The 13,762-nt window shown below is 48.0% G+C and carries 9 protein-coding genes; 2 read left to right on the forward strand and 7 right to left on the reverse strand.

Annotated features, from left to right (window positions below; genetic code table 11):
• Positions 1–2 precede the first annotated feature (2 nt).
• The gene (locus ACXIZX_RS15245; RefSeq protein WP_179452202.1) at positions 3–1,139 is read left to right on the forward strand and encodes a tetratricopeptide repeat protein; all 1,137 of its coding nucleotides are present in this window, start codon (positions 3–5) and stop codon (positions 1,137–1,139) included.
• 49 nt (positions 1,140–1,188) lie between these two features.
• The gene (locus ACXIZX_RS15250) at positions 1,189–2,358 is read left to right on the forward strand and encodes a glycosyl hydrolase family 28-related protein (RefSeq protein ID WP_179452201.1); all 1,170 of its coding nucleotides are present in this window, start codon (positions 1,189–1,191) and stop codon (positions 2,356–2,358) included.
• Between the two features lie 55 nt (positions 2,359–2,413).
• Here the strand turns inward: ACXIZX_RS15250 and ACXIZX_RS15255 are convergent, their stop codons facing one another.
• The 7 genes from ACXIZX_RS15255 to ACXIZX_RS15285 form a co-directional block, all read right to left on the reverse strand.
• Positions 2,414–3,637 carry a capsule biosynthesis protein gene (locus ACXIZX_RS15255; protein WP_179452292.1) on the reverse strand — a complete coding sequence of 408 codons (1,224 nt, stop codon included), beginning with the start codon at positions 3,635–3,637 and terminating at the stop codon, positions 2,414–2,416.
• Positions 3,638–3,670: 33 nt separating this feature from the next.
• On the reverse strand, positions 3,671–5,701 hold the full coding sequence (locus ACXIZX_RS15260; RefSeq protein ID WP_179452200.1) for a capsular polysaccharide biosynthesis protein: 2,031 nt from the start codon (positions 5,699–5,701) through the stop codon (positions 3,671–3,673).
• 12 nt (positions 5,702–5,713) lie between these two features.
• Positions 5,714–7,375, reverse strand: coding sequence for a polysaccharide biosynthesis/export family protein (locus ACXIZX_RS15265; protein WP_479404466.1), 1,662 nt, complete (start codon positions 7,373–7,375; stop codon positions 5,714–5,716).
• Positions 7,376–7,398: 23 nt separating this feature from the next.
• A complete protein-coding gene (locus ACXIZX_RS15270) occupies positions 7,399–8,541 on the reverse strand; it encodes a capsule biosynthesis protein (protein ID WP_479404467.1) in 1,143 nt (380 codons plus the stop codon).
• Positions 8,542–8,852: 311 nt separating this feature from the next.
• Positions 8,853–10,079, reverse strand: coding sequence for an HlyD family type I secretion periplasmic adaptor subunit (locus ACXIZX_RS15275; protein WP_479404468.1), 1,227 nt, complete (start codon positions 10,077–10,079; stop codon positions 8,853–8,855).
• Entirely contained in the window at positions 10,076–12,247 is a 2,172-nt protein-coding gene (locus tag ACXIZX_RS15280; RefSeq protein WP_179452198.1) for a type I secretion system permease/ATPase, read from the reverse strand. The genes ACXIZX_RS15275 and ACXIZX_RS15280 overlap by 4 nt, the downstream gene beginning before the upstream one ends.
• Positions 12,244–13,695 carry a TolC family outer membrane protein gene (locus ACXIZX_RS15285; protein WP_179452197.1) on the reverse strand — a complete coding sequence of 484 codons (1,452 nt, stop codon included), beginning with the start codon at positions 13,693–13,695 and terminating at the stop codon, positions 12,244–12,246. The genes ACXIZX_RS15280 and ACXIZX_RS15285 overlap by 4 nt, the downstream gene beginning before the upstream one ends.
• Positions 13,696–13,762: the final 67 nt, after the last annotated feature.

The following is a 13,762-nucleotide window of genomic DNA, read 5'->3' on the forward strand; positions in this document are numbered from 1 at the left end:
TCATGGACTCGATAAAAATATCCGAAAAAAAATCGGCAAAAAATGTTTTGATCGTTTTTTCAGCAAGAAATACACCTAAAGGAAAGTTCACTTTTTCCAAAAGATTAGGTCGTATAGCAGCCACTAAAATATTTATTAACGATTACAGTAACGACTGGTATCAAAATGGTGTCCCGGATATTCCTGACCATAAAGAATTAGTTCAATTTCTTAAAGAGAAAATCAAGCTATATAAAAAAAAGGGAGGACAAGTCTGGATACTGGGTTCGAGCATGGGAGCCTATGGTGCACTGAAATTCGGAAGTGCGTTGGCAGCAGACCGAATAGTTGCTTTCAGTCCAGAAGTAAAGCTTGGTATGAAGTTTTCTAAAAGCGCCGAGAACAATGTTCCCTACTCTGACGAAGATATTGACTTATCGTCAGTAAGCTATAAAAAAAGTGCCGATGTTATTATCATTAGCAATGACGGTGATCCTGTTGATTACTACTCGGCAACAAAACTCAAAAATGGCATTGAAAATTCGAAAGTTTATTCTTTAAGGAATTTCAAACACAACATTTTAGGTGAACTAACTAAAACGTATAATATTGATAACTTACTTTACGAAATGGTATCAAAAGGTTCATCAAAAGGGTTATGGAGTCTGGAAAAATCAAAATTATACAAAGACAACACGATTGAAGCTTTCAAAGAGATTAATGAAAACCTGGTGACAGGAAAAGAGTTCAATGATAGCTATATAAAAACCATTGAAGCTTTTATAAAAGACGCGCCAAACTGGGGCTACATAAACTATTTGTATGCAATGTGCCTTGACAAAAAAGGCTTTTATTGTGCTGCAACCAAATATTATGAGGCCTGCCGTGAGCTATCACCATACTTAGGAAGACCTATTGTTCGATTAGCAGAGATCTATTTTAACCGTAATGATCTTGATTCGGTATTGCGATTGCTGGAACCATTCTGTCGCAGTAAACATCATGTCAAAGCGGCCTCAACTCTGGCGAAGTCCTATATGAAAATGGGATTAAATGATACTGCGATTGAAACATGCGCTCACTTTATCAACCATACCAAGTCACAAAAAGATAAATTACTTATTCAAACATTGAAGAAAGAAATTGAAAATATCGAATAAGAAAAGGCCAGTTAACTCTGGCCTATAACTTTATAAGATCGAGCCACCAATGATTACACGAAGATCGCTGCTAAGCATTTTGATTACATTCCCTGCAATAAGTAAAGCAACTGCATTCAACTTTCAATTACGTGATAAGCATATAGATAAAACTGTAAACTCAGTTTCTGATATCAAATATATTGATTTGTTCGATGGGATGATAGTCAAGACCCGAGGATTTTATTACCCCGAAAAAGAAAGCAGCATGCTGTATCGTGTAATATTTGGTAAAAATGTAAAAATCGCTCATTCCATTAAAGTTGGGAGAGAAATTTTCATCATCCCTATTTATAAGGATATAATTTCCTTTAAGCAATTGGGACTCAAAATGGATGGACATCATGATGATACACTTACGTTGAGGAAAATACTTGCAAATGAGGGACAGTACTACTTCAATGAAGGGCATTTAATCGTAAAAAATCATATTGAACTTGGCCCAAATGTAAGGATTATTGGTTCTGGTATGGCGACATCCATCATTGAATATCGAAATACTAAAAATAGCTGGCTATTCGTTAATGGAGAGAGAGGTAATCCAAACTTCATTAAGCGCAGTGGATATAACGGGAGAGGAAAATACTTTTTATCAGATTTCTCAATAAATTTACGTGGTGATCTGGCTGAAAAAAGCCGTAGTGCAATGATTTTTGGCCGTTCAAAAAACGTATTTTTACACAACATCCATTTTTATAATGGCAAAAATTCTCATCGAATAGAGTGTAATGCTCAAGAGGATTTCACAGTTAGCAACTGCATATTCTCGGATACGATGATATCTCAGTCGGGTTCTCACGAGGAAATAAACATCGACTACAACAGCAAACCAGGATTTCCAGCCTATGGCAATTGGGATAACTCTTCATGCAAAAGAGTGAATATACTATCTTGTAAATTCATAAACGTACAAAAAGGTGTCGCTTCACATAGCAATCCTGAAAAACATCATCAGTCAATAATAATTAGCGACTGCTTATTCAAAAACACCAGTAGTAATGCGATACAACTTCAAGCAATTGATAACTCTGTTATAGATAATTGCACTTTCATCGATTGTAAAAAGACAGCGATAAGATTAATTAATGCACATGGAAATACAATTAAGAACATTCATTCCGACCAAGCCGTATCAGTTAAATCTGACCGTAAAAGCACAAATAACCACCTCCTTAAATAAACAACCTCCTTTTATAAATTGATATTTAGCCCATCGCAGATTTTTTCATCCGTTTTCAATTCGTCCTTAACTCTGAAAATGCATCGCCAACATCAGGTTTGTTAAGACAAGGATAATATGCCGAGTTAATCTGCGTTGAAATTAAAAGATGAGATAAAAAATGTTCGAATAACTTCATGTCCGGTAATTCACCCATACTCCAAAACTTGTCAAGGCTATCCTGGAATGTAAGGCCTTTGATATCATAAAGTGCATTACCCATCACTTTTAAAGGTTTGTTATAGTTCAGCGCTAAAATTCCTACCGTACTATTAATGGTCACAACCCCCTTTGCATGGTTAAGTAAATCCGGCAATGGTAAATCGTGGACATACATTACACGCCCCCGAATACCCAGCTTTACGCACAATTGATCAATTAATGAATGGTATTGTCGATGGCCTCGATCCATTGGATGATGCTTAATGACAAGTGTGCTTTCTAGCGGTGCATGACGTGCAAAGGAGAAAATTACCTCATAGATATAATCCCGAATATCATTATAAGGACTGTGGCTCGTCACCTGACTGTCGTTGTATACCTGCAAAATAGCCAGAAAGTAATTTTTATCCAATTCTTGTTGCAACTTCGCAAGTAATTTTCTTTGCTTTAACGAATAAATCACTTTCCGCCATCCTGAACGGATCCAGCAACCGGCTTCATAGCATATCGATAATGGCTTATGATGTTGGTAATTCAAAAATTCTTTACGATAGTACCAGCTATTTAAATAGTACCACGCAGCATGAGCATATTGCTTTTTGGTACATGATTCAACAGGCAAAACCTGAAGCGGAAGCTGATCGGGTTGATTGAGATAGAAGTTCGCATCGCGTGAAAGCGAAGAATTTGCATTTACACCGCCCTCTTCTAAAGTAATAAATTGCGGCCGTAGATAGCCTTCTTCAAATACTAATATACGCACCCCATTCTCGGATGCCCACTGTTTTGCATAATGGTGAAGAGGTCGGCAGTCGCCAAAACAGATAATGGTATCAAAACGGTATTGTTGCTGAACTTCATCTAACCAACCCGCTATCTCACGAGCTTTAAGCAGGTAGGTCAAAAACCTCCTGTTTTTGCAATAAAAACGGTCACCGCCATTGAATACAACGTTAATAACTTCTCGATTATGATACTCCAGCCATTCCGACAGGAAGGTAAAAAAAGGTCCCATTGGTCCCTGTAATAATAGATAACGCTCACCGGCAAGGATTTTATTAACAGCTTTTCCTCTGATATTCATTACTAAAGTCAACCTGAAAAATTACATTTATAAGTGCAGTTTTATTTTGCAAAACATCTTTATCTTTCGCACATTTCTTTTCAATTTGTCCCATTTATTCTTCCTGATTACTAACGCAGTGCGTGGTGTACCAATCAATATTTCTACCGCTTCTTCGGCGGTTATCGCTTCCCATCGTTGTGGATGGATATAGGTGGGATATCTAATTAATACTTGATACACCATTTCCTCAAGCCGTAACTTACGTTGACGGCGTTCACAGCGATGCTCATCGTGCGTGAGTCCCCAGCCGGCATAAAATGGTAAGCCATAGCAGTAAACGTGTTTTCCATGTAATAAGGCTTCAAAACCTGCGAGAGAAGTCATGGTATGAACCTCATCCGCGACCTGAATACATTGTATGATATCCGCATCTAGCACTTGAAAATCAGCATATTGAGAGACTATATGCTGTGAAATATGCCCCAAACGATTACCTACTAGTACATCAGGGTGTGGCTTATAAATAATATAAGCGTCAGGATTTCGCTCACGCACAATGCTTAACAGTTTTAAATTAGTGTTAATTGAAAAAGCACCCTTTTGAATAGATGCGTCAGTTTCAACCTGTCCAGGCACTAATATTATGCGTTTCCCGTACGATTCCGCTGGAACACTAAATTCCGCCCCCAAATTGTATTTACTCAATTTGCTGGCAACCAGTCGTTTCATCAGTTTTTCAACACGTGAGAGTTGCGTAGTACTCAGCATGCTCTTATTAAGCATATCTTCTAAGTCACTTGGCCGGGTTGCATCGTAATAAATACCCCTCTTATCCAATACCAGAGATAGCGGAGCCAGGAGATCAGAACCCAATCCGGATGATCGTAAAAAACCGTCTTCCATACGCCAGATCGGTAAATGGCGTGCATTAGCCTCCTGTTCCCAACGTCGTTCACCGTGAACTCCCCAGACTACGCAAGCTGTGGTCTCAACACAGGGACGCGAAAAACTTAATCTGTTGACTCCGGTATCCAAAAATGGTTTGAGGATGCTGTATTTCCACAGCGATAATCCTGGCGCCCAAAGAGACCCGTTTCGTTGCTGCTGATGGCGTCTCTGCAATTTCATCCAGTTAAGCACATCAAATAAAGTTGCCGGTTCACCGTTGGCCGGATTGATATAACGGCTATAGCGTAAGTAGGCAGCGGAAAATAACTCAAGTAAGCTGGCTCGCCCTCGCCGCCGGCTTAATTCCTGCGCTTGCGGATGTCGATCATCCGTTAATCCCCAACCTGAATACCAGGGTTGCCCGTAGCAGGTGACTGGTTTGCCTGCCATTAAGGCTTCAAAACCAAAGTGCGAGGTCACGACATAGACTCGCGCAACATGTCGCAAAAGTGAATATGGACTAACGTTATCAGCTATCAAGTGAATACGCTGGCTAGCTTCCAACTCCCGAAAATATCCCGCCTTCTTTCCTTGCAATACATCAGGATGAATTTTAATCCAGATGGTTGCCGTGGGATTTTCTCTCAACGCAGCGTCCAGCATATTGTCAAAATCAGCAGGTCCAGCATTTCCATAACTGACTGACATATCACCAAACGTCTGATCAATGACTAAAACAATGTCTGCTGGAACATGATGTTCGACAACAAAGGGCGGCGCCTGATTATATTTCGATAGATCTTCTGCAACGATGATGCGCATGGCGCTTTCCGCCTCCGCTGCGAGTGCTTTATTAGCATCCCGGTCGCGGATAAGTATCTCCAACGCGCTTGGCTGATTGGCATCGTAGTAGATGCCAACATTATCCAGCACCATCGAGAGTGGCGGTGCACCATTCACGCCGAGATCCAGTGAGCGAATAAAACCATCTTCCAGTCGCAGCACCGGCTTACCTGCATTCAGTGCGCGCGCCACAGGCTTATGCACACTTGGCCGGTGCCCCCATACCGCAATTGAAGCAATGTCATCGGCGATGGGCATAAAGGGCGATAACTTCTGGCACGGCTGTGCCAGAAAATTGGTCAAATGTGGAATACGCCAAATTCCTGAAGAGAAAACACCGATCATTTCTGCTCTGCCTTACAGCGTTAACACGACTTTCGCTGCTACTGCTAGTTGATACAGGATGGTTGAAAGTCCACGAGTGACTTCGATGTTCTTCGACTCGTACTTCGGCAGCACCATCAACTCGTCACCAGGATTGATTTGATCAACATCCTCTGCATTTTCAGCGGCGCCGTTCTGGCGTATGACAATCACTCTGGCATTACCCGACTTCTGCGTCAGACCGCCGCACTTCGCTATGTAATCTTTCGGACGTAACCCCTTTTCCCAGCTCACCGCATTAGGGAACAACACCTCACCGTGTACCAGAACCAACGACGTTTTCTGAGGGATGCTAATGACATCGCCATCTTCCAACAAAATCCCGTCGAGGTTTTTCTGATTGATGATCACTTCACCTTTAGGCACAACGTTGCGTGCTTTGGCCACAAAGCGGCTGTTCAATTGCGCTTCCTGTACGCGTAAGCTGGCCTCTTCTTTAGTCGATGACTGGGCAGATAGAGACGCTTCTTCGAGTTTTTGCAGCGCGACGTTCATCATCTCTTTCTGACGAGCCGCCACTGAGGGACGATAAATTTGAATGGCGGTCATCTGCGACATGCTATTCGGACGGATTTTCGCCAGAACGGCGCGCATGTTGGAACCGTACGGTAAGATCATCGCATGCTCACCGGAGTGCGCACCCTCGATGCGCACCTGAATGGTGCCGGCATAGCGGTCGGTGCTGACAATTAAGGTGTCACCATCCTGCAACATGCGCCCGGCTGCGGTGCCAATCGGATGATATTCGCTGCGCTTCGCCAAACCTTGCTTACGAATGATGGTGATATTGGTGGCTCCGGGTTTAGGTCTTGCCCAGCTCAGGGCTTCGGTAACCGAAATGTTGCTATGGCGAAATTCGAAGTCATAGCTGTTGAACACATCGCCCTGCACGCTAAACGTATGCTGGCGCGGCCCAACCACAATGGTGTCGCCATCAGAAAACTGCGACAAGCCCAGTTTACCGTTGAGTAAAAAATCATACAGATTGATGCTTGAACGTACTTTATTGCCACGCTTCACGTTGATGTCCACGTAGCTGCCACGATCGGGATCGATGCCGCCCGCCTTAATCAAATAGTTGAGCAACGAATCTGAAGTTAAGCCGCCATACAGCCCCGGATTGCGTACAAAACCAGTCACATACACTTTGACGGGCTGCGCCTGCAGCAGTGAGGCGTAGACACTGACATTAGATTGGTAAACCTGCTTCACTTTACTGATAACCAGCGCATTAAGCTGGCTATTGCTGACGCCAGCCACTTTGACCGGCCCCACATTTGGCAGAAAAATATTGCCCTTTGGATCAACCTGAAGCGCACCATCAAAGGTAAAGGCTCCCCACAAACGCACCTGAATGCTATCGCCGGGGTTAAGCACATAGTTTGGATTAAAGCCGGTGGTTGCACCGCTGTCTGCACTGGTGCCATTAAACAACTGCGCACCAAACATACGGCTCAATGCGACGGGAATAACGGCCGGTGGTGCGTCAACAAATCCAATCTGGTTTTGATTACCTGATAAAAATGATTGCGACGCTGTTCCCGATAAAATGGGGTCAGCCATAATGTCTGTGGCTGCGCGAATCGGCAGAGCGAGACTAACGGTAATCAGTAATAGTGATGATAATAATTTCATAGCAAACTCATTTTGCGACAGCATTAATCCCGGTGGTCTTCAATTACGGCAAGCAGTAATTTAAGCGTGCCAAACATCAGGCAGCACACTAACAACCAACAAGCAATTAAATAAGGTGTGTTAGGGAAGGTAGATTCTTGCGGTAATTGTGGTGAACTAATAACTGATAACACTTTCAATTTACGCGCAGCTTCTACTCGGGTTTTTTCAATGGCAGTCAGCGCTAATTTATACAATTCATTATCAAACGCGACCTTTGATTTTATCTCTTCGAATTCTGCCGCCATGTGATTTAATTTTTCACCCTGCGGCGCAGTGATTTTGCCTTTTTCACTTTCGATCTGCGCCTGCATGGAATCAATCGCATTACGTAAACTCACCACCTGGGGCGCATCGTCACGTAAGTAGGTCAGTAGGTTGCGCAATTCCGCTTCCATTTGCGTCTTCTGTCCGATCAATGTATTTACCAGCACATTCGCTGCTAAGGCCTGCGCTTCAGGATCCAGTACGTTATTACTATTTTGATAAGCAAGGAGTTCATCCTTGCTGATTTTTAAGCGCAGACGGGCTTTCTCCATCTCTGCTTCAGCAAAACTAAGCTGTTCGCGGGCAATATGATGCGAAAGCTCATTAATAAAACGTTCTGATTCAATCAAAACTTCACGATTAAAACGCAGTGCGAATTCCGGACTAAAGCCTTGCGTCTGTAGCGTAAGCAATCCGGCTCTATCGTCGTAGGTTACGCTGATGCGCGAGCGATAATGGCGCAACAAACCTTCAGCGCTTTCTCCTGCCGGCAACTTATTGAGGAAATCTAATCCGCCCTCACTGAATGCCTGATAAAAATTGAGTTTTTTATCAAGCGTTAGCAGCATATCCGGTGAGTTAATATACTCTTTGAGGTAAAAAGCATCTTCCACTGAACTTGGATTAGAAGCGCCTAATAGTAATCCGACATTAAGATTATTGCCGGCAAGATCATCTGAACGTTTAACGGCAACCTTTGATTCACTCACATAGCGCGGCTGACTAAAAATAGCCAGATAAACAATTAACAGCACCATTGGCGCAACAATGATAATTTTCGCCAGATGCTTTTGGATACCCGCCAGGGTGAAAACCGATAAATGCTTGCGTAAGCTGTTCTTCCTGGAATTGTCTTTCATCAATATGCATCTATCATCAAAATTTATTTAAGTATCAGGTTTGAGTTTTATTGATACGTCTCGGTAAACGCCGCCGTCATGTTTGGTCATTCCTTATAAGAAAAGACTCGCACGAATATATATCCAACATAGTGGCGGAGATTTAAGAAATGACTTGATTTACCCGCAGGTAAACCTCAGGACATTTCTCATAGAGAATAAATATCAGGGTGAGAGTGTTACACGTTAATCATTCGACTTAAAAGTTTGGTTAAAAAAAACGCCGCGACTCTCAAAGAATCAACGGCGTTTTCAATTAGGTAACGACGAATTTAACGTTCGCGCATCGCCTCTTTACCCTTATTAAACGGCTTAATCAGATAATCCATCACCGTCTTCTCTCCGGTCTTAATATCCACGGTAGAAACCATGCCGGGACTGATAGAGAAGCGCTTACCGGCTTTATTCTGCACATAGTCGTTATCGGTGCGGATAAACACGCGGTAGTAGTAAATTTCCGGTTTCACCTCATCCTGAATGGTATCCGGCGAGATGCTCTCCACCACGCCGTTCAGGCCGCCATAAATGGCGTAGTCATAAGCCGAGATCTTCACCACCGCCCGCTGGCCGGGACGAATAAAGGCGATATCGCGCGGTGACAATCGCGCTTCAATCAGCAGACGATCGTTCATTGGCACAATGTTCATCAGCTCACCATTCGGTGGCACCACGCCGCCCACGGTCGAGACTTTGATGTTTTTCACGATACCGCGCATCGGTGAACGGATGGTCAATCGCGTTACCGTGTCTTCGCGCCCTTTCACCACTTGCGCCATGCTGTCGGCTTCGGCGTTGGCTTTTGCCAGCTCCTCGCGCGCCTGAACGTAATATTGCGAACGCATATCGGTGAGCTTCAGTTCCAGATCCGATTTATCGCGCTGTAAACGCAGCACTTCCACGCTACTGGCAGCGCCGGTTTTCGCCAGGCGCTGCGTGATGGCCAGCTCGCGGTTAGCCAGTGCCAGCGACTCTTTGAACTGCGCGGTGGCATCGGTCAGCTGCGCGCGGCGGGTTTTATACAGCCGCGTTTCTGATGCGATCAGATCGGGAAACTTGTTCAGCTCCGCCGGGAAACTCAGCGGCTGATCGTTCACTTCAGCATTGAGGCGCGAGGCGGCAGCCAATGCCGCACGATAGCGCGCCGCACTTTCGCCGACGTTAGATTCCGATCGCGTGGCATCCAGACGCGCCACCACTTGTCCGGCCTGCACCTGATCGCCTTCATGCACATACAGCTCGGTGAGAATGCCGCCTTCCAGTGATTGCAGCACCTGATCGCGCGAGCTGGGGATCACTTTGCCGGTGCCAGTGGAGACTTCATCCAGCACGCCAAACCATGCCCAAATAACCGTGACGAAGATCAGTGCGGTACTGATGACGATCAGCCGCACCGCGCCGGTGTAATGGGTTTCGGATCGCAGCTCACCCAGCAGATCGTCGGAGGAATCCACTTCTGCCGCCGTTACTAAGCGCAGTCTTGCCGGTAATTGTTTGATCATGATTGCGCCTCCGGCGGAATGCCGTTAGCACGCGGTGCCGGCAAGGCGTTCTCTTTCGGGCTATCCATCACCAGTTGTCCCTCTTTCAACACCAGCACACGATCCACCAGCGCGAGGATCGCCGCACGGTGCGTTGCCACGATCAAGGTGCGGCCGTTGAGCCACTGACCGAGCCGTTCGATAAACTCTTTCTCGGTGTGATCGTCGAGCGCCGCCGTCGGCTCATCCAGCAGGATAATGTTGGGATCGCGCAGCAACATGCGCGCCAGCAGCAGCGACTGACGCTGACCACCAGAAAGCCCAACGCCGCCTTCCATGATCGGATGATCAAGGCCGAGCGGCAGACGACGAATGAAATCCGCGCCGCCGCTGACGGTGAGCGCGCCGAAGATGGCATCATCGGTGGCGTGTGCCGCGCCCATGGTGAGATTTTCCCGCAGCGTGCCGTGGAACAAGCGCGCGTTTTGCGTCAACAGACCCACGTTGCGCCGCACATCCGCTATATCAATGTGCGGCAGGCTGAGGTTATCCAGCCGTAGTTCACCGCCGACCAAATCGATGCCGCCGATCATCGCCTGCAGCAAGGTCGATTTACCCGAACCGTTGCGTCCCAGCACCGCGATGCGCTCGCCCGGTTTGATGGTCAGGCTTTTAATGCGCAGCGCGATGTTCAGAGAATCGGTGTAATAACGGAACATCGCATCGGTGAATTGGTAGTGACCAAACAGCACCGGCGTATGAATGCGCGTTTCGTCTTTGCTGTTCTCCACCGGCAAATTCATCAACGCATCAAGGCTGCCTTTCGCCGCTTTCACCTGTTGCCAGCGCGCCAGCACGCCGCACAGCGTGGCCATCGGCGCAATCATGCGTGAAGAGAGCAACGACGCCGCCACAATCGCACCGGTGGTGATATCACCGTTGATCACCATCGGCGCACCGATCACAATCACGCTGGCATATACCAAACCTTGTACGGTGACGCCCCAGGTAATCAGCGAGTGCATCACTTTGCGCATCTCCACGCCGGATTGCGCGGTAATGCGAATGTAGCTGTTCCACTGTTGCAGGAAGCGATCTTCCGCCTGCATCAGCTTGATATCCTCCAACCCTTGCACGCTCTCCACCAGCACCGCATTACGCAGCGTCGACTCTTTCAGGTTTTGCTGCGCCAGCTTCGAAAGCTTCTTCTGGCTCAGCACGCCCGGCAAGATCATCAGCAGCACCGCCACCGGCGCAATCCACGCCAGCTGCGGCGCAATAATCGCCATTACCAGCAGGAACAGCAGGAAGAACGGCATATCGACAATTGCCGTTACCGTGGTGGAGGTGACCATTTCGCGGATCGCCTCCAGCTCGCGCAGCTGTGAGATAAAGGTACCGGTCGAACGCGGCACCGCACTGTTACGCAGCCGCAGCGCATGGCCAAATACCCGATCGGAGACGCGCATATCGGCGCGCTTACCCAGCAGATCGGTCACGTGATCGCGCCCTACACGCAGGATGTAAGTGAACACCACCGAGATGATCACGCCGATATACAGCACGTACAGCGTGGGATAGGACTGCGCCGGGATCACCCGATCGTACACCTGCATCGAGAAGATAATGCCGACCAGCGCCAGCAGGTTGATCAGGAAGGATCCGAGCATCACATAGCCATACGGCCGCAGATCGTGCAGCACCAGACGGCGCAGCCAATCCGGTTTCACCGTGGCGAGATAGCGATCGACGCGGCTGTCTTTGGCCGCGGTAACCGGACGCAGCGCGGCGGCAAAACGGATTTCCGGCAGCAAGGTTTCCAGCGCAATCGGCGCTGGCTGTTCATCACCGGCGAAATGCACCCGCACTTCATCATCGCCATCAAACTGGGTGATCACGCCCACCTGACCGTCGGCCAGTTCGATCGCCAGCGGCAAGCGCCAACTGGTGATCTCCCACTTATTCTCTTCATACAGCTGCAACGATAAACCGGCCTGGCGCGCCAGATGGCGCAACGCTTTATCGCGCGACTGTTTGCCTTGCCATTCGGCAGCGGCCATGATCATGCCCGGCGAACAGGGCAAGCGATAATGGGTGGCAATCAGGATGATTGCGGTGGCCCATCCGTGTAAGGGCACGTTTCCCCCGGACGCGCTATCGGGCGCGTCGGGAATCTGTAATTGCGTCATGGCTGGATCTCCACGGACTGGATCCGCTGATTATTCAAGGCAAACGCCGACCGCATATGCCCGGTGCTGTAGAGGCAATCGAGCTGCAGTGAGCGTAACTGACTGATGGTTTGCTGAAGCGTGAAACGGGTCTGGAACACTTCCTGCTCGGCGTTGAGTACATCCAGCAACGGACGCGTGCCGAGTTGCAGATACTGATCCTGATACAGCGACTGGGTTTTCTCGCCCAGCGCCTGTTGCCGACCCATGATCGCCAGGCTGAGCGACAGGCTTTGCGACTCGTTCTGCGACTCGCTTAACTGCTGACGCGCTTTGAGCCGTGCCGAGTTAACAGCGGCATTGGCGGCTTGCAGCGCATTGGCTGCTGCGTCCCGGCTGGCGGTGATACCGCCGCCCTGATAGAGCGGCATTTCTACTTTCACAAATGCCGAATACTGAGTGCGATCCAGCGATTCGCTGCCGGAGTAGTGATTGTTGAGATAATGCGTCACCTGCGGTTCCAGCGAGATGGTCGGCATGTTTTGCGCGTTGGCATTATCAAGTTTGGCCTGCGCCTGATTAGCCTGCGCCCAGGCGGCCAGCACCGACGGATTGAGCTTGTCATCGGCTTTCGCCACCTGACAGGATTGCGTGAGTTTGGTGGGGAAATCGTCGCTGACTTTTTTCACCAGCGGCCAGCCAAGATAGGTCGCCAGCGTGGCGCGCCAGCGATCGAGGTTAGCCTGATATTGTATCAACGTAGTGCGCGCCCCTTCGATACGCGCATCGGTTTGCGTGGCATCCGAAAGCGACGCCGCGCCCTCTTCATTACGCTGTCGCGCCAGATCGCCAATCTTACTCAGCGCCGTGAGCTGCTGTTGCGCAATGATCACCAGTTGCTGATAACCCTGCACTTCCACCAGCGCTGCGGCGGTATCGTGCGCCACGGTATCAATACTCACCAGCACGTTGGCCTGCTCCTGCGCCACGCCCGCTTCTGCGGAACGCACCGAACTGCTGACCTTGCCAAAGTCATACAGCATCTGCGAAACCGACAGCACAAACGACGGGCTGAAGCCCTTTTCGCTGTATGCGTTGCTGTAGCCGTTGTTCATGCCAGCACTGATTTGTGGATAATATTTGGCTTTCGCCACATCAACTTGATTGGCCTGCTCCAGCATTTTCCCTACCGCCTGAGCGATATCGGGATGCCACTGAATGGCGCGCTGCACCGCCTGGTTGATGGTCAGAAAATCGGGGACGTTGGCGAGGGCGGGTTCCGCCACCTCACCGGTTAATGAAGGCAGTTCTTGCTGTTGCGCTAAACCTGCTGAGGTAATTTGCCCCGCCCGGGTTAACGCGTCACTGGCCGCTAAAAGTTGAGAACTGTAAAGTAAAGCCATGCCCGCACAGAGAACGCTGAGCTTAAACGAACGGCGAAAAGTTGCGCCTGAGTGCATCAGTTCCATCGATAGTCCACCAGTCAATAAAGAGAAAGGGGCACATCCCTGTGCCCTAACTGCATCCCTGCATCAC

This window comes from Candidatus Pantoea symbiotica, from assembly GCF_056491525.1.

Coding starts and splice junctions, on each gene's coding strand:
- ACXIZX_RS15245 (WP_179452202.1), top strand. CDS start 3: ATGGACTCGATAAAAATATCCGAAAAAAAATCGGCAAAAAATGTTTTG.
- ACXIZX_RS15250 (WP_179452201.1), top strand. CDS start 1,189: ATGATTACACGAAGATCGCTGCTAAGCATTTTGATTACATTCCCTGCA.
- ACXIZX_RS15260 (WP_179452200.1), bottom strand. CDS start 5,701: ATGATCGGTGTTTTCTCTTCAGGAATTTGGCGTATTCCACATTTGACC.
- ACXIZX_RS15265 (WP_479404466.1), bottom strand. CDS start 7,375: ATGAAATTATTATCATCACTATTACTGATTACCGTTAGTCTCGCTCTG.
- ACXIZX_RS15270 (WP_479404467.1), bottom strand. CDS start 8,541: ATGAAAGACAATTCCAGGAAGAACAGCTTACGCAAGCATTTATCGGTT.
- ACXIZX_RS15275 (WP_479404468.1), bottom strand. CDS start 10,079: ATGATCAAACAATTACCGGCAAGACTGCGCTTAGTAACGGCGGCAGAA.
- ACXIZX_RS15280 (WP_179452198.1), bottom strand. CDS start 12,247: ATGACGCAATTACAGATTCCCGACGCGCCCGATAGCGCGTCCGGGGGA.
- ACXIZX_RS15285 (WP_179452197.1), bottom strand. CDS start 13,695: ATGGAACTGATGCACTCAGGCGCAACTTTTCGCCGTTCGTTTAAGCTC.